At 63.1% G+C, this 20,321-nt stretch carries 18 protein-coding genes and 1 tRNA gene; 7 read left to right on the forward strand and 12 right to left on the reverse strand.

Annotation, left to right across the window (positions count from 1 at the left end):
• Positions 1–187: 187 nt before the first annotated feature.
• Positions 188–1,918, reverse strand: coding sequence for a methyl-accepting chemotaxis protein (locus tag ACWPWO_RS07005; RefSeq protein WP_454005482.1), 1,731 nt, complete (start codon positions 1,916–1,918; stop codon positions 188–190).
• Between the two features lie 399 nt (positions 1,919–2,317).
• Here ACWPWO_RS07005 and ACWPWO_RS07010 point away from each other — a divergent pair, with 399 nt between their 5' ends.
• From ACWPWO_RS07010 to ACWPWO_RS07020, 3 genes are all read left to right on the forward strand, one after another.
• A complete protein-coding gene (locus ACWPWO_RS07010; RefSeq protein WP_454005485.1) occupies positions 2,318–3,262 on the forward strand; it encodes an NUDIX hydrolase in 945 nt (314 codons plus the stop codon).
• Positions 3,263–3,400: 138 nt separating this feature from the next.
• On the forward strand, positions 3,401–4,264 hold the full coding sequence (gene nadC / locus ACWPWO_RS07015; protein ID WP_454005487.1) for a carboxylating nicotinate-nucleotide diphosphorylase: 864 nt from the start codon (positions 3,401–3,403) through the stop codon (positions 4,262–4,264).
• 26 nt (positions 4,265–4,290) lie between these two features.
• Positions 4,291–5,307, forward strand: coding sequence for a tripartite tricarboxylate transporter substrate binding protein (locus ACWPWO_RS07020; RefSeq protein ID WP_454005489.1), 1,017 nt, complete (start codon positions 4,291–4,293; stop codon positions 5,305–5,307).
• Between the two features lie 32 nt (positions 5,308–5,339).
• Here the strand turns inward: ACWPWO_RS07020 and ACWPWO_RS07025 are convergent, their stop codons facing one another.
• The 5 genes from ACWPWO_RS07025 to ACWPWO_RS07045 form a co-directional block, all read right to left on the reverse strand.
• The gene (locus ACWPWO_RS07025) at positions 5,340–5,612 is read right to left on the reverse strand and encodes a hypothetical protein (RefSeq protein WP_394065208.1); all 273 of its coding nucleotides are present in this window, start codon (positions 5,610–5,612) and stop codon (positions 5,340–5,342) included.
• Positions 5,613–5,725: 113 nt separating this feature from the next.
• On the reverse strand, positions 5,726–6,268 hold the full coding sequence (locus ACWPWO_RS07030; protein ID WP_454005491.1) for a (2Fe-2S)-binding protein: 543 nt from the start codon (positions 6,266–6,268) through the stop codon (positions 5,726–5,728).
• Positions 6,265–9,078 (reverse strand): xanthine dehydrogenase family protein molybdopterin-binding subunit, encoded by a 2,814-nt coding sequence (locus tag ACWPWO_RS07035; protein ID WP_454005493.1) that lies wholly within the window; start codon positions 9,076–9,078, stop codon positions 6,265–6,267. The genes ACWPWO_RS07030 and ACWPWO_RS07035 overlap by 4 nt, the downstream gene beginning before the upstream one ends.
• A 314-nt stretch (positions 9,079–9,392) precedes the next feature.
• On the reverse strand, positions 9,393–9,746 hold the full coding sequence (locus ACWPWO_RS07040; protein WP_454005495.1) for a hypothetical protein: 354 nt from the start codon (positions 9,744–9,746) through the stop codon (positions 9,393–9,395).
• 387 nt (positions 9,747–10,133) lie between these two features.
• On the reverse strand, positions 10,134–11,534 hold the full coding sequence (locus tag ACWPWO_RS07045) for a GntP family permease (protein ID WP_454005497.1): 1,401 nt from the start codon (positions 11,532–11,534) through the stop codon (positions 10,134–10,136).
• Between the two features lie 323 nt (positions 11,535–11,857).
• Here ACWPWO_RS07045 and ACWPWO_RS07050 point away from each other — a divergent pair.
• A tRNA-Met gene (locus tag ACWPWO_RS07050) sits at positions 11,858–11,934 on the forward strand.
• A gap of 13 nt (positions 11,935–11,947) precedes the next feature.
• On the opposite strand, the gene ACWPWO_RS07055 is transcribed toward ACWPWO_RS07050, so the two are convergent.
• The 4 genes from ACWPWO_RS07055 to ACWPWO_RS07070 all read right to left on the reverse strand — a co-directional run bounded on the left by ACWPWO_RS07055 (position 11,948) and on the right by ACWPWO_RS07070 (position 14,446).
• On the reverse strand, positions 11,948–12,406 hold the full coding sequence (locus ACWPWO_RS07055; protein ID WP_454005499.1) for an HIT family protein: 459 nt from the start codon (positions 12,404–12,406) through the stop codon (positions 11,948–11,950).
• A gap of 359 nt (positions 12,407–12,765) precedes the next feature.
• Positions 12,766–13,086, reverse strand: a complete 321-nt coding sequence (locus ACWPWO_RS07060; RefSeq protein WP_454005501.1) for a hypothetical protein — start codon at positions 13,084–13,086, stop codon at positions 12,766–12,768.
• Between the two features lie 350 nt (positions 13,087–13,436).
• The gene (locus tag ACWPWO_RS07065) at positions 13,437–13,847 is read right to left on the reverse strand and encodes a hypothetical protein (RefSeq protein WP_454005503.1); all 411 of its coding nucleotides are present in this window, start codon (positions 13,845–13,847) and stop codon (positions 13,437–13,439) included.
• A 56-nt stretch (positions 13,848–13,903) separates the two neighbouring features.
• Complete coding sequence (locus tag ACWPWO_RS07070; RefSeq protein WP_454006299.1) at positions 13,904–14,446, reverse strand: GNAT family N-acetyltransferase; 543 nt, start codon at positions 14,444–14,446, stop codon at positions 13,904–13,906.
• A 405-nt stretch (positions 14,447–14,851) separates the two neighbouring features.
• On the opposite strand from ACWPWO_RS07070, the gene ACWPWO_RS07075 reads away from it, so the two are divergent.
• From ACWPWO_RS07075 to ACWPWO_RS07085, 3 genes are all read left to right on the forward strand, one after another.
• Positions 14,852–16,669 carry a hypothetical protein gene (locus tag ACWPWO_RS07075; RefSeq protein ID WP_454005504.1) on the forward strand — a complete coding sequence of 606 codons (1,818 nt, stop codon included), beginning with the start codon at positions 14,852–14,854 and terminating at the stop codon, positions 16,667–16,669.
• Positions 16,570–16,833, forward strand: a complete 264-nt coding sequence (locus tag ACWPWO_RS07080; RefSeq protein WP_454005506.1) for a hypothetical protein — start codon at positions 16,570–16,572, stop codon at positions 16,831–16,833. The genes ACWPWO_RS07075 and ACWPWO_RS07080 overlap by 100 nt, the downstream gene beginning before the upstream one ends.
• A gap of 160 nt (positions 16,834–16,993) precedes the next feature.
• The gene (locus ACWPWO_RS07085; protein ID WP_454005507.1) at positions 16,994–18,622 is read left to right on the forward strand and encodes an alpha/beta hydrolase; all 1,629 of its coding nucleotides are present in this window, start codon (positions 16,994–16,996) and stop codon (positions 18,620–18,622) included.
• A gap of 52 nt (positions 18,623–18,674) precedes the next feature.
• Here the strand turns inward: ACWPWO_RS07085 and ACWPWO_RS07090 are convergent, their stop codons facing one another.
• Positions 18,675–19,541, reverse strand: coding sequence for a PhzF family phenazine biosynthesis protein (locus ACWPWO_RS07090; RefSeq protein WP_454005508.1), 867 nt, complete (start codon positions 19,539–19,541; stop codon positions 18,675–18,677).
• The gene (locus ACWPWO_RS07095) at positions 19,538–20,212 is read right to left on the reverse strand and encodes a metallophosphoesterase (protein WP_454005510.1); all 675 of its coding nucleotides are present in this window, start codon (positions 20,210–20,212) and stop codon (positions 19,538–19,540) included. Before ACWPWO_RS07095 ends, ACWPWO_RS07090 begins: the two co-directional genes overlap by 4 nt.
• Positions 20,213–20,321: the final 109 nt, after the last annotated feature.

The raw sequence follows: 20,321 nt of genomic DNA on the forward strand, positions 1-20,321 counted from the left end.
GCTGATGACGTGGCAGATAATTGTTTTAAGCACTCCGCGCTTTTTTCACATGCGCTTGATTTATTTATTTTATTTTTATCGCGGACGCTGAATCCGGATTTTGTTCGGGAGTTTTTTGAATTTGTCTAGCTGTCAGTATTGACAGGGTCGGAAATCCTGCCACGGTATCCGACCCTGTTTTGGCGCTTCAGCGGCGCACGGCGCTCAGCCGGGCCGATGCCGTTCGCGCGCTGGGCACGACAGCGGCCGGCGAGGGCTGGTAGGAAAGCACCTGCGGGGCAGGGGCCCGGGAGAGGCGGGCGGCCGGGGGCGCCGTGTCGGCCTTGCCGTCTTCGCCCGTGTTCAGGGCCTTGATGGCGTCGGCCAGTTCCGACGCTTCCTGGGCCAGGCCGCTCATGGTGTTGCCCAGATCCTGGACCAGGGCGGCGTTCTGCTGCGTGACTCCGTCCATCTTGGCCATGGCCTGGTTGATCTGGTCCAGGCCGCTGGCCTGTTCGATGGAAGCGGTGGAGATCTCGCCGATGATGTCCGTCACGCGCTTGACCGAATCCACGATTTCTTCCATGGTGTCGCCGGCGCGGGCGGCTTGTTCGGCGCCTTTGGCCATGCGGCCTACCGATTCATCGATCAGGATCTTGATCTCGCCGGCGGCCTGGGAGCTCTTCTGGGCCAGGCTGCGCACTTCGCCGGCCACCACGGCAAAGCCGCGTCCGGCCTCGCCCGCGCGCGCCGATTCGACCGCCGCGTTCAAGGCCAGGATGTTGGTCTGGAAGGCGATGCCTTCGATCACGGTCACGATGTCGCCGATGCGTCGCGAGCTGTCGTGTATGCCCTGCATGGTCTGCACCACTTCGTTGACCACGGCGCCGCCGCGTTGCGCGATATGCATGCTGGCGTCGGCCAGCTGGCTGGCCTGGTTGGCGTTGTCGGCGTTCTGGCGCACGGTCACGGTCAGCTCTTCCATGCTGGCGGCGGTCTCCTGCAGGGAGGCGGCCTGGTCCTCGGTGCGCGCCGCCAGGTTGGTATTGTTCACCTCCAGGATGCGGGCGGCATGGATGGACGCCTCGATGCCATGGCGGGCGTCGCTGGCGATGCCCACCAGGCTCTTGCGCATCAGGTCCAGGCAGAAGTAGAGCTGCCCGATTTCCGAATTCCCTTCACTCGCGCTGATGTCGATGTCCAGCTGCAGGTTGCCGGTGGCGATCTGCTGGGCGATCAGGGAGGCCTGGTCCAGCGGGCGGATGACGCGCTGGGCGATCAGCCAGCCATAGGCCATCATGGCGGCGCCCGCCAGGCACAGGCCGCCCGTCAGCCACAGGCCCGAGCCTTGGGGAACGCCGCCGGTCAGGGCGAAGTACAGTGCCGCGCCGGTCGCGGCCAGCGCCAGGGCGCCCATGCGGAACAGGCTGGCGCGCAGCGAATTGCTGAAGGGCTTGCGCAGCAGCTGCACGCCGCGCCGCCAGCCCGTGGGCACCTTGCGGCCTTCGAACACGCGATAGCCCTGGGCGCGTCCTTCGTTGATGGCGCGATAGAACTGGTCGGCTTCCTCGATCTGTTCCTGGGTGGGCTTGACTCGCACCGAGGCGTAGCCGGTGACGGCGCCGTTCTCGTAGATGGGCACCGCCATGGCGTAGACCCAGTAGAAACCGCCGTCCTTGCGGCGGTTCTTGACCACGCCCATCCAGGGGCGTTCTTTCTGCAGCGTGTCCCACAGGTCCTGGAAGGCCTCGGGCGGCATGTCCGGATGGCGCACGATATTGTGCGCCTTGCCGACCAGTTCCTCTCGCGAGAAACCGCTGATGGCGATGAACGCGGCATTGGCGTAGGTGATGCGGCCTTTCAGGTCCGTCTTGGAAATCAGGTACTGATCAGCCCGGACACGCACCTCGTCCTGGGTAACGGGAAAATTCTTACGCATTCAACATCCTGCAGGAACACTACGTGTGCTGTTCAAGGTCAGCCGGACCGACGGAAATCGTCGGGAGACGCACGCACGGGCAAGTCTTTTTCTGAATATGACCTTAAACCACACAAATCTCTCTATTTTTGCGAATGGCTGACAGCGGCAAAAGCAGAAACTAGGCGCATATCCGGTGTCTGACCGGCGGCTTGAACTGACATAACGTTTTAGAAATAGGGTTTATCAGCTTTACGGATAGTCGCTTTTTTTCTTTAGATCTGTACTTTTTCATCGGTATATTTTGCCGCCCCGTCCATCGTAACGCGTCGGGTTCGTGTGTTGGTTCGGCGCCGTATGTGCTGCGTTTATAATTCGGCGACGCCGCCCGCTTGCGGGCGCGGTTTTCAAGGAGAGCATGTGATCGAACTGCAGGAACCCGCCGTCAGCGCCGAGCTGGTGGCCGTACTGGTCGCCGTCACTGATGGCGAGCCGCGCGTGCTGACGACGGATGCGGGCAAGGCCCTGCCGGCCGGCCCTTTCCAGCAGGCGCACCGTTCCTTGCAGACCGGCCTGCGCGATTGGGTGGAGGCGCAGACCCATCATCCCCTGGGCTACGTGGAGCAGCTCTACACCTTTGCGGACCGGGACCGCTTCGACGCCCACGGGGCGCGCGTGGTGTCGGTCAGCTATGTGGGGCTGACGCGCGAAGTGGGGCGGCCGGACGTCGCCCAGGTCATCTGGCAGGATTGTTATCGCTACTTCCCCTGGGAGGATTGGCGCCAGGGCGCGCCCGCCCTTATCCAGGATCTGATCGCGCCCGCCCTGATGCAGTGGTGCGACCAGGATCCGGAAGCGCAGGCCATACGCCGCCAGCGCGTAGCCTACAGCTCCGGGCTGGCGGGTGCGACCTGGAACGAGGATTTCGCGCTGCAGCGCTACGAATTGCTGTACGAGGCGGGTTTGCTGCCGGAGGCGATCCGCCGCCGCGAACCGCGTCCGGATGCGGTGGGACAGGAGAACCGCCTGGGGTTGCCCATGATGCATGATCATCGGCGCATCCTGGCCACGGGCCTGGCTCGCCTGCGGGCCAAGATCAAGTACCGGCCCGTGGTGTTCGAGCTGATGCCGCCGGAATTCACCTTGCTCCAGCTGCAACAGGCGGTGGAGGCGCTGGCGGGCCGGGGCCTGCACAAGCAGAATTTCCGGCGCCTGATCGAGCAGCAGGCCCTGGTGGAAGAGACGGGCGCCATGAGCCTGGGCGGCTCGGGCAGGCCCGCCAAACTGTTCCGGTTCCGGGGCGACGTGCTGCTGGAACGCGCTATTTCCGGCAGCAAGCTCCCGCTGGCCAAACAGGCCCGCTAGGAGGAAGAGGGCAAGGCCTGCGGCTTGACAGCTTTTATGCTCAGGAATAGCATAAATGCATGGTGCCGACAGGCCTTCTTTTTATCCTTTTTAATACTCAAAATGAGCATAAAAGAAATCACTGCGCCGACCGCGCAAATGACAGTCCCCGGCGTGAACCGCGTCCCGCCGCTGCCGGACGTCATCCTGGAGCCGCTGGTGCGCGCCGCCCTGCAGGAGGATCTGGGTCGCGCCGGCGATTTGACGACGGATGCCATTGTGTCGCCCGAGGCCCGCACCCGGACTCGGCTGGTGGCTCGCGAGCACGGCGTGCTGGCCGGCCTGGACCTGGCGCGCATCGCCTTCAGGCTGCTGGATCCGTCCTTGCGATTCGAGGCCCGGCTGCAGGACGGCGATGATCTGGCACCCGGCGCGGAAATCGCCGTCATCAGCGGTTCGGCCCGCGCCATGCTGCCGGCCGAGCGCTGCGCCCTGAATTTCCTGGGCCATCTGAGCGGGGTGGCCTCGGCCACCGCGTCCATTGCCCGTGCCATCGCGCCCTACGGCACCAAGGTGACCTGCACCCGCAAGACCATGCCGGGCATGCGCGCCCTGCAGAAGTATGCGGTGCGGGTCGGCGGAGGCAGCAATCACCGTTTCGGCCTGGATGACGCCGTGCTCATCAAGGACAACCATATTGCCGTGGCCGGCGGGGTGCGCGCGGCGGTGGAAGCGGCGCGGGCCTACATCGGCCACCTGGTATGCATAGAGGTGGAGGTGGACACGCTGGAGCAACTGGACGAAGTCCTGGAGCTGGGCGTGGACAGCATCCTGCTGGACAATATGGACACGGACACCTTGAAACAGGCCGTGGACCGAGTCGCCGGCCGGGCCAAGACCGAGGCCTCGGGCCGCATCACGCCCGAAACCGCCGTGCAGATCGCGCGCTGCGGGGTGGACCGCATCGCCGTGGGCTGGATCACCCATAGCGCCCGGGTCCTGGACATAGGCCTGGACGCCTGATAGACCGTCACCTTACTGGAAACACCATGTTGTCGTTCCTGAAGCGTTGCGCACTGGGCGGCGCAGCGCTGGCCGCCGCTTCACTGGCGCTGGCTGCCCCGGCGGACGCGGCGGGCCCCGCGGCCCCTGCGCAAGACCAGGACTATCCCAGCCGACCCATCACCATCATCGTCACCTTCCCGCCGGGGGGCGGCACCGATCTGCTGGCCCGCAAGCTGGGCATGCGCCTGCAGGAAAGCCTGGGCCAGGCGGTCATCGTGGACAACCGCCCCGGCGCAAGCGGCAATATCGGTTCTCGCGCCGTGGCCTATGCGCGCGCCGACGGCTATACCTTGCTGATGGCCAACAGTTCTTTTGCCATCAACCCCGGCGTCTACCGCAACCTGGGCTTTGATCCCAAGGCCGATTTCGCGCCGGTGGCCAATGTGGGATTCGTGCCTTCCGTGCTGGTGACGGCGGAAGGTTCCGGCATCGCCTCCTTGCAGGACGTGCTGGCGGTGCGCTCCGAGCCGTCCCTGGCCTATGCGTCCTGCGGCAACGGCACGCCGCAGCACCTGGCCGGGGAGATGCTGTACGAGACCAGCGGCACGTACCTGCTGCACATCCCGTACCGGGGCTGCGGCCCGGCCTTGAACGACGTGGTGGCCGGGCAGGTGCCGGTCGGCATCGTCACGCTGTCCAGCGCGTCGGCGCTGATCGCGTCCGGGCGCCTGCGGGCCCTGGCGGTGACCTCGCCCCAGCGCAGCCCCGTGCTGGCGGACGTGCCGACCGTGGCGGAAATCATCGGCCAGCCCTTCGAGCTGGATCAGTGGCACGGCCTGCTGGCGCCGTCCCACACCCCGGCGCAGGTGGTGCGGCGCTTGAACGAGGCGGTGCGAGAGGCCGTGGCGCAGCCCGTCATGCAGCGCGAACTGATGGACCTGGGCTATACGCCGCAATCGCCGGGGAAGCAAGCCCTGGCGCAGGGATTCCGGGACATCGTCTGGACCGATATCGACCGCTCCGGCCTGCTGGCCCGCAAGATCGGCCTGCAGGTGGACTGACGCGCCCGGGTGGGGCGCGTCTCGGGCCGGCATCAGAACAGCGGATCGTCGTCCGGTGTTTCGGGCACGGGTTCGGCGCTGAACCAGTGTTTTTCCAGCAGCAGGGTGTGCATCAGGCCGTCCTTGCTGCAAGGCGGGGTGATTTCGATCTCGCCGCGCTGGCTGCCGTCTTCATTGAAATTATCGGCCTCCACCTCGGCGGCGGCGTAATAGGCATCCAGGTTCAGGTCGGGCAGGCCACGGTCTTGCACGAATTGGCGGACGGCTTCACGACCCAGGTCATTGAGGCTGTAGGTGTTGCTCATGGCGCGCTCCTTGTTCTTGCTGTTCCAGGTTCAAGTCCTGCTGCGCAAATCGTAGCATGTCCGGCGCGCCGGCAAGCCGGGGACAACCCTGGGGCCGTCCCCGGCGCCGGGGCCTAGCTCACCATGCCGGGCGTGGCCAGGATCAGGTCCTTCATGGCCTGGTGGTAGCGCACATAGCCGGTGCAGCGGCAGATGTGGTTCTGCAGGCCCTCGGACACCTTGGCCTCGACCTGGTCGCGCGCCACCGGCTGCTTCTGCAAGGATTCGTACAGCACGATGCCGGCATTGACGAAGCCCGGCGTGCAGTAGCCGCACTGGAAGGCGAAGTGCTCCAGAAAGGCTTGTTGCACCGGATGCAGTTCCGTGACCTTGTCCTGCCCGTCGCGCTTGGCGTGCGCCTCGATGGTGCGCACTTTCTTGCCTTCGAAGTAGCTGGCCGGCATGACGCAGGTGCGCACTTCTTCGCTGCGCCCGTCCGGATGGTCCACGATCACCACGCAGGCGTGGCAGATGCCCATGCCGCAGCCCAGGTGCGTGCCGGTCAGCCCGGCGTATTCGTGCAGAAAGTCGATCATGGGCAGATCCTGGCTGACTTCCATTGCCTGCAGGTCGACCCGGTTGATGTTCAGGCGCAGTTTCTTGGTCGGATTGCTCATGCCAGACGCTCCTTGATTTTTTCGGCGGTGACGGGCAGTTCGCGGAAGAACTGTCCGGTGGCGTGATTGACGGCGCTGACGGCGGCCGGGATGATGGGGATCATCACCACTTCGGCAATGCCCTTGGGCGCGTCGGTCTCGGACAGCGGCTCCAGCAGTTCGAAGCTGGTGTTCCAGACGGCCACGTCCTTGGCGCGCGGCAAGCGGTAGCGGTGGAAGTTCCAGGTGCCGTCGCCGGGACCTCCTTCATACAGGGGCAGGTCCTCGTACCAGGCCTGGCCCAGGCCCATGGCCAGGCCGCCTTCGGCCTGGCTCATGACCAGTTGCGGCACGATGGGCTTGCCGCAGTCCACCCAGGTGTGCGCGGATAGCAGCGTCTGCTCGCCGCTCTTGCGGTCGACCTCCACTTCCGTCAGCACGCCCACCGCCGAGTAGTACAGGTAGCCGCCGCGGCGCCGCGCCACCGGCGGATAGGCGATGTTGCGCCGCTCCAGCCGCTGGTAGCCATTCAGCTCCCTGGCCTTGGGATCGCCCGCGCCGTAGCGCAGCGCCAGCCCGTCCACGGGCAGGCGCACGTTCTGGCCGGCCACGTCGTAGTCGGCTTCGGCCCACTGGTAGCGGTTGAAGGCGTGCAGCACCACGCCGGTCACCAGCTTCATGTCGTGCGCGCGCTTGGCCAACTGCTCCAGGGGCAGGGGTTCCAGGCCGCCGGCGCTCAGGCGGCCGTCGCTGGTCCAGCGGGCGTCCTCCGGGCGCACGGTCAGCGGGGCGATCTGGCCGCCGCCATAGCCTTCGCCCCAGATGGACACGGCCGCCGGCCACAGGCCGTAGAGGAACAGCAGGCGGGCGGCTTCGGAGGTGCCGTGCGAGCCGAAGTAGGACGAACTGCTGGCGTACGAACCGGAGGACAGCACAGGCGTCCAGCGCGAGTTGGCTTGCTGCTTGTCCTGGTCGGCCTGCTTCAGGATGTAGGGGTTGTGGGTGGCCTCCATGCCCAGCTCGGGCCAGTCCAGGTGCGAGGCCTGGACGGTATTCGCGGCGCGGCCCACCCATTTGGCGCAGATCACCGCCTGGGAAGTGGCCGAGCCGGTGCCGATCTCCACGATGGAGGTGCGCAGATGCACCTGGCCCTGCTCGTCGATCTCGATGCCCGAATGGTAGCCCTGCGAGCCCGTGCCGTAGTTCTTCATGACACAGGCAAAGCCCACGCCGTACAGCTTGCCGGGGTTGGCGGCCTCGAACGCTTTTTTCTTCTGCTCGCGGTCGGTCCACAGCGGGTGCCGGCGCGCCTTTTCCAGGATTTCCCGCGCCCGCAGCGAGCCGGCCGGGATGCCGCCTTCCATGTTCTTCTGGCCGCTGAGCATGACGTTCTTCAGGCGCAGGTCTATGGGGTCCATGTTCAGCCGGGCCGCCGCTTCGTCCATCATGAGCTCGATGGCGGTCATGGTCTGGCCTTTGCCAAAGCCCCGCATGGAGCCGGCTTCCACGGCCCGCGAGGCCAGCGCCACGCCCCAGGCGTCGCTCCTGGGCAGGTAGTAGATGCCTTGGGCGCTCTGCGCGCCGCCCGTGGTGACGGGCCAGCTGCAAGTGGCCCGGCCGCCGCCGTCGGACAGGCTGAAGCTCTGATACTGCATGATCTTGCCGCTGGCCTTGTCGATGGCGATACGGTTCTTCATGCGGTAGGAGTGCCGTTTCTGGCCGGCCTGGAACTGCTCGAAGCGATTGTTGGCCAGGCGCACCGGCAGGTTGCCGGCGAACAGGGCCGCCACCACGCCATAATGGTTGAAGGCGCTGTGCTCCTTGACGCCGTAGCCGGTGGCTGTACAGGGGTGCACGACCACGTTCTTCAGGCCAAAGGACGAAGCCGCCACCATGCCCGCCGCTTCGGCGCCGTCCGCGCCGGGTGTCTGGGAGCCCACCACCATCTGCAGTTCCTGCTTCTTGCCGTCGTACCAGCAATTGATGCATTCGGGCTCCAGGGGCGAGCCGTCGATGGACTGGGAGTAGTAGTCGCCTTCCAGCACCAGCCAATCGCCGGGCGGCTGCTGGAAGTCCTTTTGCATCTGCTCGCTCAGGGCCATGGCCTTGGCGACGGGGGAGTCTCCCTGGCTGGATGGCCAGACAGGCGCCTCGCCCTGGACCTTGTCCGGGAAGACGGCGCCGTCGCGCATGCTGGAAAAGACATCGTCGGGCGAGCCGCCGGCGCCTTCGACGCGGATGTAACGGGCGCCGCCGTAGGCGTCCAGTTCCCGGAAGCCGGTTTTTTCGCCATAGCCCACCACGCCGGGGGTCTGACTGGCATTCTTGGCGCGGCGGTAGCGATCGAAGTCCTTGTAGATCAGGATGGCGACCGGGTGGCCCAGAAAGCGGGCCGTCTTGCCGGCGGCCAGCAGCATTTCGTCATTGTAGTAGTCGGGCAGCTCCAGGCCGGCTTTCTTCAGGTCTTCGGCCTGGATCAGAATGTCGGGCTGCAGGTCCGCGCCCAGCTTCTGCAGGTCCAGGCCGGTATACAGATGATCGGCCTGGGTGGCGCGCAGAATGAAGGCGTGCGCCTGTTGCTGCGGCCAGCCTGGCATGTCCTTGGCGCGTATGTCGCGCACGAAGAATTTGCTGCCGGTGACCTGGCGCGTGCCGTCGATCTTGAAGGGCGCCTGTCGCCCCGAGGCATTCCAGGGCGTGGGCCGGGTGTTCTGTTCCCCCAGCAGCGTGGCTTGCGCCGCCTTGGGCAGGAAGGGCGCCATGTAGATGGATACGCCGGATACGACTCCGAACTTCAGGAATCGGCGCCGGCTGAATGTTGCAGTGGTCATGCAGGACCTCCGGATAATGGAAAGATGCGTCGCGGTATCGAGAGCGGCACGCAGCCGGGCGCGCGCAGTCTTGCTGCGCCGCACGTGACTGCCTGGAGCGGGGACGTGTCAGAACCGAGGGTAGGGCTGTTGGCCGAGTTGCATGTGCGTGTCTCCGAATCGTTGTTGTTGTGTGGGATCCCGCTTGTCGTGGCTTTTTCCGGACGCGGGATCCGGCTTGACCCGGTTAGTTAACTAACTTTGTAAGAATCAAGTTGTTGGGATAGTGACGGAGAATGCATGCATTTTGCGTGATAATGATTATATTGTTTTGGTTATGTTATTGCTTTTTTCATAAAAAACATGGCCTTGTTACTGGTTTCATCGGGCTCGGTGTTTTTACTGATCGGCTTGTGGACGGATTTTTTGTTGTGGTTTTCTTGAGTTGCCGCCGTTCTGACGAACGCGGCTGGCGGGAGGCCCGGCAAAGAAAAAGGTTCTTCGAAGAATTCGGGGGACTGAATTGCCAAGTCGATGCCGAACTGGTTTTTGAAGACGCCGTTCAAGGCGCGGGAAGATCGGACGGCGCTGATGGCTTGCCGGCGCGGTGCGCCGGTGCCCTGGTCGGGGCGCCTGGCCGGGCGCGTCGTTAACTCCGGCGGGTTGCTCGCCCCCCGGGCGAGCAACAAGCGCCGCCGTCGAACAGAACGACGCTTAGCTCCCGTCCCTGCGCCCCGCCTGCGGCAAGCCATCGGACCCGCCCCGTCCGATCTTCCCGCGCCTTGAACGGCTCAAAATGCCGATGGCATCGACCCGGCCCTGAACATCCATACCAAGCAGAAAATTCAGCGAAAGGTTGATACGTCGTCATACGGCTTGCGCGGACGTCCCGCCGTTTGGGCCAAAACAGCGGCGCCGTTCTCGCGAGGCCCGCCGCGGCCTGCTTCGCGAGAACCCGAGGTTCTTTCCGCTTGGCCCAAACGGCTCGCCAAACACGGAGGTATCCCCGGCATTCTTTGAAGAACCAAGAAAAAGCCAGCCTTGCGGCTGGCTTTCTTCGTGTCGGCATTGTGGTGTCAGAAGCTGCCGAACAGCGTGCCCAGCGTGATGACGACGGCTACGGCAATCAGCGGCCATACCATGGTGACGACGGCGATGTTGCCATAGGACTGGCGGTGGTTCAGCTTGCAGATGGACAGCAGGGTGATCACCGCGCCGCAGTGGGGCAGGGTGTCCAGGCCGCCGGCGGCCATCACGGCCACGCGGTGCAGCAGTTCGGGACTGATGCCGGCTTGCTGGGCCATCTGCAGGTAGTCCGAGCCCAGGGTCTGCAGGGCAATGCTCAGGCCGCCCGACGAGGAGCCCGTGATGCCGGCCAGGGTGGTCATGGCCACCGCTTCGGAAATCAGCGGATTGCCGGGCGCCAGGTTCAGGACGAAGTCGCGGATCAGGACAAAACCTGCCAGGCTGGCGATGACGGCGCCGTAGCCCACTTCCGAGGCCGTGTTGAACAGCGGCAGCATGAAGCCGAACACGCCCTTGTTGATGCTCTCGCGCAGATTCTTCCAGCGGCCCAGACGGCTGACGATCAGTACCAGGTTGGAGACCACCAGCGCGATGATCAGCGCCCACAGGCCGGTGATCTTGGCGGGGGCGATCTGCGGGAAGCGCTCGGCCAGGTAATCGAAATTGGTGCCGGGGAAGATGCCGTAGGTGAACAGGGCGTTGACGCCGATCACCAGCAGCAGGGGCAGCACGGCCAGGAACAGCGGCATGTGGCTCAGGCCCTGGTGATCCTCTTCAGGGATGTCGCCCAAATCCTCCAGGTGTTCGCCGTAGCCTTCGCCATCGGCGGCCGCCTTCCTGGCGCGCGACTGCAGCCACCACAGGCCGCCCAGGGCCATGACCAGGCCGCCGATGATGCCCAGGCCCGGCGCGGCGAACACATTGGTACCGTAGTAGGGAATGGGAATCGCGTTCTGGATGGCGGGCGTGCCGGGCAGGGCCGTCATGGTGAAGGTGAAGGAGCCCAGCGCGATCGATGCGGGGATCAGGCGCTTGGGCACATTGGCCTGGCGGAACAGATCCTTGGCGATGGGATAGATGGCGAATGCCACCACGAACAGGGACACCCCGCCGTAGGTCAGCACGCCGCAGGCCATGACCACGGTGGCAATGGCGTGGCGATGCCCCAGCTTGCGCGTGATCCATTGGGCGATGGTGTGGGCGGCGCCCGAGTCGGCCATCAACTGTCCGAACAGGGCGCCCAGCAGGAAGATGGGCAGGAACTGGAGCACGTAATTGCTCAGCGCGCTCATGAAGGTGGACGTGTAGATGGGCAGCAGAAAGCCCGCATCGCCCGAGAGCAGCACCGCCAGCGCGGCCATCAGGGGCGCCAGCAGCAGCACCGTCACCCCCCTGTAAGCAAGAAACATCAACAGCAACAGCGAAACAACAATAGCAAGCGTACTGGCCATAGGAAAAAGCTCCTGTCGGAGTCCGGATCGCGGACGAGAAATAGGGCAGAACAGGCGGGTCGCCAAGCCGCCAGTGTAGCAACGCCTTCGGCGCGCGCCGCTTGACGGCCGTCAACGCTCCCCACGCAGCCCTGCATGAGACCAGATAGACAGTCTGGATACCTTATGTGACACTTTTTCGCGGAGGGCGAAGAAATTCTCCTGCGCCTGAGCCAGCATTCATGCGGGTTTCGGAAGGGTTTGCAGAATTTTCTGCAAGGGCAGGCAAAAAATCTCCCGAAAACGTTTGCCAAAATCGAAAACCTTGCTATAATTTCTTCTTCGGCGCATTAGCTCAGCAGGTTAGAGCGACGGAATCATAATCCGCAGGTCCCCTGTTCGAATCAGGGATGCGCCACCAAGATATAAGCGGCTCACAGCGATGTGAGCCGCTTTTTCTTTGCCGCCAGATATGGCCTGAATTTTTCCCGAAGCAGCTCAATCACCTCCGAGATTGAAGGGCCGCTGACTGGCGGTGGATCCGGGCGTTCGCAAAATTCGCGCCATACGAACAGCGTCAACTCAGCTCCATCCGTCAAGCTGTTGCTTGCCCCGTCTGTGAAGGTCTCAAGCAAGCGATACCGATGATCCTTCCAGAACAGGTCTGTCACCCAGTCGTATATCGGGATCACATGAAAATGGACAGGACAAGCGGGTGTATGCCCGTATCGGCCTATATAGACCCATTGAGCGTGCAATTCATGCTTCAAGACGCGCTGAGCAACTGCCAGCAACGGGCCGAGCTCGCTTAGTGCAGTATCCGAAAGCTCAGATAGATCCTGGGCGTCTACTTTTGAGCTGATCATAAGATAGCCGGGAAGGGTGGAGTTCATTCGGTGGCTCACAACCCATCCGGAGCCTTCAAAAATACGAAAATTCTCTGGAGTATTCACAGGGGGCTTCGTGCCTTTTGCGTTTCAAAGAGTCGGATTAAGCTGGAAACGCGCCGATGGGGTGTTTTCTCTGAACAATCCCGCAGGTCCGGCGGACGTGGTGGGGTTTGCTGCTGAGGGTTGATGTTGCCGGTGAGCATGCCTGTCAGCGCTTGCATAACAGGGCCACGAAGTCCTTGCTGGGATGTGGCCCTGCCCGCATCTGATTGGCCGCCTGAGACTGACACTGCGCCGTTCAGGGCCATGCGGTATATGGAGGCTGTAAGCGATAGGTACGCTCAGCTAGGTCTGGATGAGAGCTAATTCAAGCGTACAGGACCACGGAAGATTTTCTGTGGAGCAAATTGGCTGGGCGATGACCGTGGTGCTCTTTCCTGCGCCCGGTAGCTGTGCAGGTCGCCGGGCCAGAGCTTGAAGCCGAGGCAGGCGTGCCATTTGTCTTTCTGGTAAAGCCAGTGCGTATGGCAGACTGAGCAGCGATACAGGCTTTCGGCGCCGTCCTGCCCGAAATCCTCCAGCCGGGTAAGAGGGTGCATGTTTATATGTCGAGAAGTGTGTGGCTTTGATAGCGGCAGGGTCTGGCACATGATGCACATTGTTCCGTGGTCAAGCTTACCCATTTCCTTCTCCTCTTAGAGACTAAATAACGAAAAATCGTGGGTTTGACATCCGTTTTCAGAGTGAATATGCGTGTAACGAGACGCGTGGGAATAATACCCAACCGTTCCGGAGTTACAAACCCATAAACGTGATCAAGAGTCTCAAATGTATCTTTATGTCTCTGTTTTGGGGGCTGATCTCAGGGATGACAGTTGGACTGGCAACAGGACGGGATGGCCTCTGGTACAGGAAATGAGGTCGACGGCGGCTGCGCGCAACGCGGGGACAGACCTGGAGCGCGGCGCCGCCGGAAATGGAAGTTGGACGCGTTCTCGTCTCGGCGTCAGGGCGGCTGCAGCGCCTTTATTCATCAATACATATGTAATTGTTTCATGCAAAAGACGCGAGCCAGGCGATGGAGCTCCAAAGGCGCACGAGCGGCCGGTACGCCGCTTTTATAGAGATCTTTTTTGTGCTGGCTGTAGTTCTGATACGCTACTGTCATGAGGAACATTCCCAGATCGCGGAAAGGGGAAGGCTCCATACTGTGTATGAATTTAATGTTCTCATTTAAAGCGCCGATTGCATGTTCATCGCCGTTGAGCTCAGCTTGGATAAATTCGTGCACCCAGCCGGGATAAATATTGGTGCACAGCTCACTGGCCAGCAGGACGGTTTCGCCATCCGGCAATCCGCGAGTCGGCGCCGCCTCGCTGTGGCCATGCGCGCCGAGCCCTAAAAAAATGCCAGCCGCGACAAGCGGTATCAGACGTATGAGCATTGTGTATCTCCCTTGTCGCAGGCTATGTCTTTAATCCCGCGTATGGCCTGTTGCCATCAATTATCTTGAAAAGGCAGGTACCAGAAGAGGGCGATTTCCCGGCTGTCGGGGTGCAGTCCGCGGTACAGATAACGATCATGGCCGCCGAGCAGGAATCCGTAACGCTTGTAGACGCGGCAGGCGGCCACGTTGACGGACTGGGTTTCAAGCCGCAGGCCTGCCAAGGACGCTTCCCGCGCCCATGCCACTGCCGTGTCCAGCATGAGGCGGGCTATGCCGTTTCCTCGATGGGGAGCATCCACCGCTATGTCTTCTATGACGGCGTAGTTGTTCCAGCCTGGGGATACGGCCATGTAAGCAACAGGGGCCCCGCGCGCCAGGGCCACGAAAAGCCCCCCATCGGACAGATCAAGGTAATCCGCCAGCTCATCCGCGTCAAAGCCATAGTCTTTCCGGTAAGGCGGCTCGACTGGTGCAGTCTGCATAGCCTCGAAGGGTTCGACAAGCTCAGCGGCGACCTCGAAGGAAAAGTCGCAGAGGGCAAGGCGCGGCAGGTCGGCGGCTCCTGCGCGGCGGACGGTGACGTTATGCGCTTGCATCGACGCGAGAGTCCTCATGAGAGCTGGTTCCTGTCATTGTTTGCGCCGCGCAGGCTCCGGCGGCTTCAGGGGCGGGTTCGAATATGGCAAGTTTATCGCCGGCTTGCCAGGCGTGCAGTCGACTGGCGTGTCCATTTTGACACGCGAGTTAATGCAAAGGGCTTGTGCAATAAGAGGAAATACGGAATCAGGGCAAGCTCGCGCAAATCGAATGTCTTGCTCTGCCATTTCATGCACAGGATAATGACCCGCGGTCGAACGGGAATACTTCTTTTTTCGGCAAGCTCGCATAGCTGCAGGCCAGGCGGTTGCGGCCGTGCAGGAATGCGGGGACTCGTCGCTGAAAATCGGAACATTACCCGTTTTTTCTTGACCGCATAATCAAAAAAGTCAGGGAGATTCGTGATGCAGGAGCAGTATGGCCGAGGTAAAAAAGAGCGTGTTGTCTTCGCGTCTCGGGGCGCCATGTTCGTTGCCGCCTTTGGGCTCATGGCATATGACAGCCAGTTCGTTCTTGCCCAGACAGCCGAACCTGTTTCCGTTCCGCTGATGCACGTCTCAACCGACAATGATGACAGTTACGATGCGCTCGGCATCATGATCGGCGTCGATGGTTCGACTCCTCGTCTTTTCCAGTTTGATACGGGCTCCGACGATTTCATGGCGCCGTTCGACGCAAATGCGGCCGGCATAAAGCCCGTTCCTGGCGAAAAGCCCAAAATGGTTGCCTATGGCGACGGCTCGTATGGCTATTGGACGCAGAGGGTCAAGTTCGGCGAGCTGCATTACCATGATCCAAAAAGGCCTTCCCAAGGGCCGGTTGCATCGACGGCAGGCGATTTTGCGGCGGGCAGGATTCTCGACTGGGTGTTCACCCGGGATCACTATGGGTTCAAAGAGCACAAGACCTCGGCTAGCCCGGTCGGATACGATGATGAAACGCCGCTTTATGCCGACCTGGAAGTCCGCGAACGCATCAGGACTGGGAAGCCCACGGATAATCCGCCGTTTTACGGCACTTACGGCGCGGGCGATTTCAAGATGTCGGAGGGCCCGTCCGCCAGCTTGGGTTCGCAGACAAGGACAGGGTATGTGATTGCCGCCAACGCAAACGTGGGCAAGGAGAAGACGCCCGGTTGCGCGCCATGCCTGGTGCTTCATCTGAATCCGAGCATACGCTCCCAGTTCACCGCCGTGATGCCTTGGGGCGAGCTGCCTTATGATGACGAGGGCTATGACAGGCGGTTCGACCAATCGGGCGCCAATGCGTCCAATCAGCACGAAGGGGCGTACAGCTACACTATCTCCTTCAAGGTCGGGAAGAAGAAGCGCGCCGTTGAATTCAAGGGGCCCATTCTGTTTGATACCGGCACGTCCGACTTCATTTACGTGGAGCAGGACAAAGTCTTGAAAATGCTTAAGGCCAAAGGTTTCAAGCTGGGTGAGCATGAATCGGACACGGTCGATTTCAAGCTGCATGGTTTCGCCGACAAGCTCAACGATGTCGAATTCGACGATGTCGAGATAAGCCGCATCAGGGATGAGGACGAAGGCGACGGCGTGACCATAGGCCTGCCGTTCTTCCAATCCAATTCCTTGATGTACGATCTCCAGAACAAGGCCACCGCTTATTCGCCTTATTTCGTCACCATCCAGGATTTCACGACGAACGGCCCGGTTGACAGCGCGGGCCATTTGAGCCGGATCACCGGCGAAACGGGCAGTTCGGGATGGATAGGGCTGGCTGGCCGCCTGTCCGGTTCAGGCGATTTCGTGCTTGAAAAAGATACCAACGTACGCATGACCGGCATCAACGACTATACCGGCGCCACCCATGTCAAGGCCGACAGCCATCTTCATCTTGCCGGCCAGGGCTCTCTCGAGCAGTCATCCCGCGTGGTGGTCGACGGCGCACTCTATATAGACCAGAAGGGCGGCTATATGGCGGCGTGGCGCGTGCCGGACATGACGAGCGACACCCGGCTGCGCAGCATCGAGGGAGGCAAGGCGGGCTCTATCTTCCTGGGCCGGCACAAGCTGGTCCTGACTGCCGCGAACGGGCGTTTCGACGGTTCCATCTTCGACTACGCGACAAAAGGGAAAGGAATCTTGGCGGCAGTCTCGTGCTGGATAAGGGCAGGCTGGTCCTGGGCGGAGACAATGACTACTCCGGTACCACGGAAGTGGCGTCCGGCGCGGAACTGCATGTGGCAGGCTCGCTGACGGGGAATGTGTCGGTCTTCGGCGCGCTTGTTGTCGACGGACAGATCGACGGAACCGTCACGGTCCAAGACGGCGGGCGCTTGTCCGGCCAAGGGAAGGTAGGCGATGTCCAAGTGTTGAGCGGAGGCACGGCTGCCGAAATGAAAAAGCTGGCTGCCGGCTGAATCGCGTTGCCGGGACGGGGCGCGCCCCGGCGTGATGTTGCAATGCCAGATCACGATCAAAGCCAGGGAACCATAGGCTTGCGCGCCGCTCTGCATCACCGCGCATGTGGTGGAGGCAGTGCTTCAAGCGAAAGACCAGGACTCTTCATCAGGGCCTTCCATGTCTAGACTCGTTTTGTTGTTCCAGGCGCTGCGCCGCTCCCTGTCGGGCATGGGCCTGTTGCTGGGGACTCTGTTTTTTGCGGCAGCGCTGACGCCCAGTCTGGCGCCGCGCAGTTTCGTCATGCAAGGGGTCTTGTGCGGGGTGGCCTTCAGTTGCGGCTATGGCCTGGGCTATCTTTTGCGCCTTTTGTGGCGCTACCTGGAGTTGCCCGAGCCGGGCGCGATGCTGCGCCGCCGCGCACTGACCGTCATCGGCCTGGCTTGCCTGGCCGCGGCGATCGCGGCGCTGGCCTTGTCGGTAGGATGGCAGAACGCCATTCATGCCGTGATGCGCATGGAGCCGGTCGACAGCGCCTATCCCTTGCGCGTCTCGGCATTGGCGCTGCTCAGCTTTTTCATCCTCTTGCTGCTTGTCCGGTGCGCGCTGTGGCTGGGCGGCTGTATCGTAGCCGCCGTCCGCCGCTATCTGCCGCGCAAGGCGGGGACGGTGCTGGGGGTGAGCGTGACGGCGGCGCTGCTCTGGACTCTGGTCAACGGGGTCTTAGTGCAGGCGGTGTTCACGCTGGCGGATCGGTCCTTCCAGGAATATGACGCCCTGATCGAGCCCGAACGGCCGCAGCCCGCGCAGGCCGGCAAGACCGGGGGGCCGGGTTCCTTGCTGGCCTGGAAGGATCTGGGACGAGCGGGGCGGGAGTTCGTGGCGTCCGCTCCGGGCGCGGCCGACATCCGTTCCGTGACGGGCCGCGATGCCCTGGATCCTGTGCGGGTGTACGCCGGCTTGAATGTGGGGCAGTCCGTGCAGGACAGGGCCAGGCAGGCGCTGGCCGAGCTGATCCGGCAAGGCGGCTTCCAGCGCGACGTGCTGGTCATCATCACGCCCACGGGCACGGGCTGGGTGGATCCGGCCGCCATCGATGGCCTGGAGTATCTGCATGACGGGAACGTGGCCAGCGTAGCCATGCAGTACTCCTACCTGAACAGCCCTTTGTCGCTGCTGTTTCAGGCGGACATGGGGGCGGATTCGGCCCGCGCATTGTTTTCCGAGGTCTATGGCTATTGGAAGCAACTGCCCAGGCAGGAGCGTCCCCGCCTGTATCTGCATGGCCTGAGCCTGGGCGCCATGAACTCCGAAAAATCCCTGCTGCTGTTCGAGATGCTGGAAGACCCCATACATGGCGCGCTATGGAGCGGCCCGCCCTTCATGAGCAGCGACTGGCGGCGGATTACTCGGGACAGGAACGCCGGCAGCCCGGCCTGGCTGCCGGTGTTCCGGGATGGCGCGTTCGTGCGCTTCCTCAATCAGGACGGCCAGGCTCCCGGCAAGTATGAGGATTGGGGGCCGCTGCGCATCGTCTATCTGCAGTACGCCAGCGACGCGGTGACCTTCTTCGACCAGCATGCGCTGTACCGGCAGCCGGAATGGATGAACGCGCCTCGTGGTCCGGACGTCTCGTCGCAGTTCCGCTGGTATCCGGTCGTGACCTTTCTGCAGCTGGCCCTGGACATGAGCCTGTCCATGGGCACCCCCTGGGCTACGGGCACGTGTATGCGCCCGAGCACTACATCGATGCGTGGCGCGAGGTGGCGCCGGGGCGTTCCTGGTCGGACGAGGACCTGCTGGCATTGAAGCAGCATCTGCGCCGGCGGATGCTGGCGGCCCAGGAAGACCTGCGCGGCGGCTAGGCGATGTGGCGGCAATAGCCGCCTACGAACCACAGTCCGTCCTCCGTCGGCTGCAACAGCAGGCGCGCCGTATCGCAGTTCGGGCCGCCCTGAAGGATGTTCAGGGGCCAGGGCCGGTCGCCGCAAACCAGGGCGGCGACGGTGGGCGCGATGTTGCCCGTGGCCATGTCCTCGTCCAGGCCTGCGGCCAAGGGGAAGTGACGGCTCAGGATGTCGCCGTGCGCCGACACGGCAAAGGGATAAATGCCGGTCAGCTCATGCTGCCGGCAGAAGCGGTCGCGCCGCTCGGCATCCAGGCTTATCCGGGCCAGCCAGCGCGGACTGGACAGGGCGATCAGGGCCTTGCGCCGCTGCTTGCCGCCCAGGTGCAGGGTCACGTCTTCCCCTTGCAGTTCCGGCAGCCCCAGCATGGCGCGCAATTCCTTAAGCAGGGGGCGGGTCATGGGGTGTTCGCGGGTATTGCCGGCGGTGTCGGTGAAACCTGTCTGGCCATCGTTGTGCCTCTGCATGAGGATTTCGCCGCCCTGATGGACCAGCAGCAAACGATCCTGCGCCTGCCTGGCCCGCATCGCCCAGGCCGCGGCCGCCAGGGCGCCGTGGCCGCAGAAGGCGATCTCGCCCGTCGGTACGTAAAAGCGGGCCCGGGCCGTGCCGGGTTCGCCGGTGAAGTGCAGGTGCGTGACCTCGCAGCCTTGGGCGCGGGCGAGGGCGATGAGCTCGCTCTGCCGCGTCGCTGCGGGCTCCGTGCTGGCGATGACATAGGCCGGGTTGCCGCCGCGCTCTCCATCAGCGAAAGCATGGATGCGCTGGCGGCCTAGTTCATGGGGCATGGCGACGCCCTGCAATGGTTTCCATGGTTTCATGACAAGGGCTTCAAGGTATGCAGGTCCAGCAGGGTGAAGCGGCCGCCTTCGCGCCAGCCCCCGGTGTCGATGAAGTAGACGTTGCCAAGCTGGAGCATCGTGCGGGTGGTGCGGTGGCCGTGGATCAGGGCGCGCACGTTGCGCACGGTTCCGGCGTAGCGGGTTTCGTAGCGGTCTATGGACCACAGGCAGACATATTCGTCGCTGGCGTCGAAGTCTGGGCCGTGGATGGCGCTCCAGTCTTCGTAGGGGAAGTCGGCGTGCACGATGCCCACCACGCCCTCGGGCGTGTCCACCTCCATGGCCAGGGGCAGGGCCTGCAGGCGCCGGGCGATGCGCTGCTGTTCCTCGGGCGGGCAGTCGTCCAGCCACAGGCCCCCATGGATGCGATGGTCGAATTCCTGGATGGGGCGGCCGACCGCGCGCCGCCAGGTCATCAGTTCGTGGTTGCCGCAGATGGCATGGAACCAGGGCAGGTCCAGCCATTGCAGGGCCTGCCTGGATTCCGGTCCGCGGTCGACCAGGTCGCCCACGGAAAACAGCCTGTCCTTGGCAGGATCGAAACGGACCCGGCGCAGGGCCGCCTCCAGCTTGCTGAAGCAGCCGTGCACATCGCCCACGGCGATGTCCCGCCCCTGGGTGTTCAGGGTGAAATGAGGTATGCGCATCATTTTTTCCGGGGAGTGCGAAGCGTGGCCCTCAAGGTACCCAGAGGCAGTCGCATCGTCAACCTGCGCTTGCCCGCATGGACTAAAATCACCGTGATCCTTATATCTTTTG

The sequence above is a fragment of the Alcaligenes sp. Marseille-Q7550 genome (assembly GCF_965112015.1).